At 66.4% G+C, this 4,241-nt stretch carries 5 protein-coding genes; 1 reads left to right on the top strand and 4 read right to left on the bottom strand.

Going from position 1 to position 4,241, the window contains the following annotated elements; genetic code table 11:
• A partial coding sequence (locus ABUA09_RS08610; RefSeq protein WP_349949308.1) for a hypothetical protein occupies positions 1 to 187 on the top strand: 187 nt, incomplete at its 5' end.
• A gap of 90 nt (positions 188 to 277) precedes the next feature.
• On the opposite strand, the gene ABUA09_RS08605 is transcribed toward ABUA09_RS08610, so the two are convergent.
• The 4 genes from ABUA09_RS08605 to ABUA09_RS08590 all read right to left on the bottom strand — a co-directional run bounded on the left by ABUA09_RS08605 (position 278) and on the right by ABUA09_RS08590 (position 4,225).
• A complete protein-coding gene (locus ABUA09_RS08605; RefSeq protein WP_279202255.1) occupies positions 278 to 1,582 on the bottom strand; it encodes a redoxin domain-containing protein in 1,305 nt (434 codons plus the stop codon).
• Between the two features lie 103 nt (positions 1,583 to 1,685).
• Entirely contained in the window at positions 1,686 to 2,504 is an 819-nt protein-coding gene (locus tag ABUA09_RS08600) for a C40 family peptidase (protein ID WP_279202256.1), read from the bottom strand.
• 9 nt (positions 2,505 to 2,513) lie between these two features.
• On the bottom strand, positions 2,514 to 3,305 hold the full coding sequence (locus tag ABUA09_RS08595; RefSeq protein WP_195614378.1) for a serine hydrolase: 792 nt from the start codon (positions 3,303 to 3,305) through the stop codon (positions 2,514 to 2,516).
• Positions 3,302 to 4,225: a S66 peptidase family protein gene (locus tag ABUA09_RS08590; RefSeq protein ID WP_349949307.1), complete on the bottom strand. Its 924-nt coding sequence runs from the start codon at positions 4,223 to 4,225 to the stop codon at positions 3,302 to 3,304. Before ABUA09_RS08590 ends, ABUA09_RS08595 begins: the two co-directional genes overlap by 4 nt.
• Positions 4,226 to 4,241: the final 16 nt, after the last annotated feature.

Here is a 4,241-nt window from a genome sequence, read left to right as displayed (position 1 = left end):
GCCGGACGGTGGATTCCGTCCGGGCACACTGCTGTCAGGCGTCAAGAAAGCGGATGCGCTGGGTTTTATGCAAGAAAGCCTCGCAGAGTTCCGCCGTCCGCGGACGGCGGAATCAGGTCCGATCTGTTTTTTCCGGCGACACGCGCGTCGGAAGAAACACTGCTCAGGCCGCAAGTGCGGTATTTAACCTTCCCGATCAAATGATGCGCGCGAGGGCCTGTCGATTTTATCGACAGGCCCTCGGCACAATGCTGTTTTTAACGCCGGCAAGGCCGGTCTATTTTTGCTCTTCGCGGACGCCGGTGCGGGTTTGCTCTACAATGCTGTCCATGATCTCCCGGCTGATGCCCCCCTGGACATAGCCGAACGCGCTGCCGTCCGGGGCGATCATGAAGGTGGTGGGGAAGGCGCGGATGCCATAGGCGGAAAAGACGTCCCCAGTGAGGTCCATCACCACCGGATAGGTGTAGCCGCCGTCACTGAGGAAGGTCTCCACCTCCTCACGGGTGACGTCCTGGTTATAGAGGAAATCGTCGGTCTTGGGATTGGCCACCCCCAGGACGATCACCTCCCCGCCGTTCTCCCCCCAGTCCTCATAGAGGGCCTGGATGTCGGGCATCTCCGCCTTGCAGGGTGGGCACCAGGTGGCCCAGAAATTGAGAAAGACGGTCTTGCCCTGGTAGTCGGACAGGGTGTGCTCCACGCCGTTCTGGTCGTACAGGGTAAAGTCGGGGGCCGGAACCGGGGCCGGGGAGGCCGTGGATTCCGGATGGACGGAGGGCGAAGGCGTGGGGGAGGCCGTGACGGCGGGAGAGGACGGGCTCCCGGCGGCCGGAGGCGTCCCGGCGGCGCCGAAGCGGGAAAGGTAAGAGGACACGCCGTTCATCCAACCGGTGAACATCATGACGCCCATGAGCACCATGAGGACGCCGCCCGCCTTGACGGTATACCGCACCACCTTCTGGTGCTGTTTGAAAAAGTCCAGCAAAGTGCCGGTGAAGAGGCCTACGGCCAGAAAGGGCAGAGTGAAGCCCAGGGTATAGAGCCCGATGAGGGCAAACCCCCTGGCCGCAGAGGAGGCAGAGGAGGCCAGCAGCAGCACCGAGGCCAGGGCGGGCCCCACGCAGGGAGTCCAGGCAAAGGAAAAGGTGAAACCCAGCAGCAGGGCGGCCAGTGGCCCCATGGTGAAGCGGTCCAGCCGGAAGGGGAGGCGGTGTTCGGAGGCGATGAGCCGGGACTGCCCAAGAATGCCCAGCTGGTAGAGGCCGAAGAGGACCACCAGGATGCCGCCCGCCCGGGTGAAGAGGGACTGATACCGGGAGAAGAACCGGCCCGCGGCGGTAAAGCCCAGGCCCAGAAGGAAGAAGGCGAAGGACACCCCCAGGACGAAGAAAAAGGTGTTCCCCAGCACCCGCCTCCGGCGGTAGCGGACCGAGCCGTCCGGCTCCACGGTCCTGGCACCCCCGGAGAGATAGCCGATATAGAGGGGAACCAGGGGCAGGACACAGGGGGAGAAAAAGCTCAGAACCCCCTGGAGAAAGACGGTGACGGCGGAGACGCCGGTCTCAATGGAAAAGCCCATACAAGCTCCTTTCTGAACATGGGATGGGAGGCAAGTATACCAGCCCCGGCGCCGTGCTGTCAAGAAAGACCGCGCGAAGCGGGAGCCCGGGCGGGGTGCTCCGTCAAAAAATACTGCCCACGGCGGTCATGCCCTTGTCCAGATCCTCCCGGTAATCCGGGTCCTCCGGGCGGAGGCTGTTGATCACCACGCCGTCGCTGCCGCAGCGGGCGGTGGAGTGGATATACCTGCCCTCCCCCAGATACATGGCCGTGTGCCCGGGGAAGTACAGCAAGTCGCCGGGGCGCATGGAGGAGCGGGGGATGGGGTGGACGGGGAAGCCCTCCCGGATCTCAGCGTCCCGGTAGATGACCACGCCGCTGAGCAGGTAGCTCATGGAGGTGAGGCCGGAGCAGTCGATGCCCATGGGGGTTTTGCCGCCCCAGCGGTAATGGACACCCAGATAGGAGCGGGCGGTGGCGGTGACCGCAGCCCGAAAGGCGTTCTCCTCGGCAGGAAAGGGCTTTTTGTAATATTCGCCGAGAAAACTACATTTTGTATACCCCTCCCGGCCGTCGGGGAGGACCACCCGCTGCCAGCCCTTTTCGTCGGGCGCTCCGACGGGGGAGACCAGCGCCCCCCGGGTCAGGGTGACCAGGGGCCAGAACTCCACGGCGGGGCCGGAGAGCACGTCGCAGATGGCCTTGCAGACCACCTGCTTGGGAAGGTCGGCCCAGCGGCGGACGCCGCTGTCCCCGAAGAGAAGGCAGTCCGCCGGGGCATAGCCCCCGTAGCGGTAGGGGGCCTCCACCTGATACCAGCCGGTGCGGGTGTCCTCCAGCACCTCCAGGGTCATGCCGAAGAGGGCCTCATCCCCGCGCCGGCACTGGTGGGAGGGCCGGGTCATCAGGGGGCAGATGGGGGAAGTGACGATGGCTTTCATAACAGCACCTCACAGATAAGTCTCATAGATGGCCCGGGCCAGGCGGCCGATGTAGCGCTTCTGTTCCGGGTCGCCGTCGGGGCTGGGGCCCTCCCAGGTGAAGATTCCCAGGTAGTAGCCCCCGCTCCCCTGAAAGAATACCCCGGCGTCATGGGTCACGCCGTCCAGCTCGCCGGTCTTGTGGGCGAAGTCCACCGGGTAGGGGAGATAACGCAGGGCGGCGTCCATGCACCGCTGACGGCGGAGCAGATCCAGGGCGGTCTCCGTGAGACGGGGGGTCAGCAGCCGTCCCAGGCAGAGCTGCCGGTAGAGGCGGCACTGGTCGGCGGCGGAGGTCCGGTTGTCCCGCCCGGCAGCCGCGGCGGCGGCGTCCAGCATTTTCCGGCGGCAGACGGTGTGCCGGAGCCCCAGCACCCGGGTGGCGTACCTGTTGACGGCGTCCAGGCCCAACAGGTCCAGGATCACATTGGTGGCGGTATTGTCGCTGAGGGCCGTCATCCAATAGAGAAGCTCCCACAGGGAGCAGTCCGTCTCCCCCCGGTCAAACACCTCGGTGTCGGGCAGCAGAGCCGCGGCGGGGAGCGCCACCCGCTGCTCCAGGGAGAGCCGGCCCAGACGCACCTCCTCCAGGGCGGCCAGGAGGATGGGGACCTTGATGGTGGACGCGGAGGGGACCGGCTCCTCCGGCTGCCAGGCATGACGGACCGCGCCGGTGGGGAGATCGGCCACCAGCAGGGAGGTCTTGCCAGGAAAGGCGGCGATCTCGGCCGCCAGATAGGCGTTGAGTTCCGCAGGTATCATCGGGAGAGCACCTCCACTCGGCGTAGCTCGGTGTCCATGGCCGCCCGGGCCCCCAGGGGCAGGGACATGGTGGGCAGGGTGTGCCCACAGGCAAGGCCTGAGAGCACCGGCTTTCCCGCGGGGACAATGAGCTCAGAGAAGATCTCCGGCAGCGTGAGGGTGCGTTCCGGGTATTCAGGCACGCAGTCGGTCCAAGCCCCCAGCAGCACGCCGGCACAGTCGTCGAATTTACCGGCGTTTCGCAGTTGGGTGAGCATGGCGTCCACCCGATAGGTCTGCTCACCGATGTCCTCCAGGAACAGAAGCTTGCCCCGGGTGTCAATCTCCCAGGGGGTGCCCAGGGAGGCGCACAGCAGGGAGAGGTTCCCGCCGCAGAGGAGCCCGGCGGCGGAGCCGCTCTGAAGCGCGGTCATGGCCATGCCCTCCGGATTCTCCAGGGGGCCCTCCACCGGGCCGAAGAGGGCGCGGCGGAGGCAGGCCGCGGTGTAGCCGTCCACGGGCTGATAGTATTCGGTGGAGGGCATGGGAGTGTGGAAGGTGACGAAGCCGCAGCACTGGTTGAAAGCGGTATGGAGGGCGGTGACGTCGCTGTAGCCGCAGAAAAGCTTGGGCGTGCGGGCAATGGCGTCCAGGTCCAGCAGGGGGAGGAGGCGGTGGGCGCCGTAGCCGCCCCGGATGGCCAGCACCCCGGCGATGGTGTCGTCGGCAAAGGCGGACTGGAGGTCCCCGGCCCGCTGGGCGTCGTCGGCGGCGAAGTAGCCGTGGCGGTTTTCATAATAGCAGGAGGGGTAGACCACCGGCTGGAGGCCCAGGGCGCGCACCGCCTCCACGGCGGGGGCAAGGCGCTCCTCCGGCACCGCGGAGGAGGCGCAGACCAGGGCGACCTTTGCCCCGGGGTAGAGTGGAGTGGGCGTGATCATGGTTCACCTCCACAGA

It is taken from the genome of Intestinimonas sp. RTP31139st1_F5_RTP31139_211217, assembly GCF_040226735.1.
Taxonomy (GTDB): Bacteria; Bacillota; Clostridia; order Oscillospirales; family Oscillospiraceae; genus Intestinimonas; species Intestinimonas butyriciproducens.
The sequence above is the reverse complement of the archived record's forward strand: the minus strand, read 5'-3'. Positions and strand labels throughout refer to the sequence as shown.

Bases quoted from the DNA above. Each gene is read 5' to 3' on its own strand.
- ABUA09_RS08605 (WP_279202255.1), bottom strand. From the start codon at position 1,582: ATGGGCTTTTCCATTGAGACCGGCGTCTCCGCCGTCACCGTCTTTCTC.
- ABUA09_RS08600 (WP_279202256.1), bottom strand. From the start codon at position 2,504: ATGAAAGCCATCGTCACTTCCCCCATCTGCCCCCTGATGACCCGGCCC.
- ABUA09_RS08595 (WP_195614378.1), bottom strand. From the start codon at position 3,305: ATGATACCTGCGGAACTCAACGCCTATCTGGCGGCCGAGATCGCCGCC.
- ABUA09_RS08590 (WP_349949307.1), bottom strand. From the start codon at position 4,225: ATGATCACGCCCACTCCACTCTACCCCGGGGCAAAGGTCGCCCTGGTC.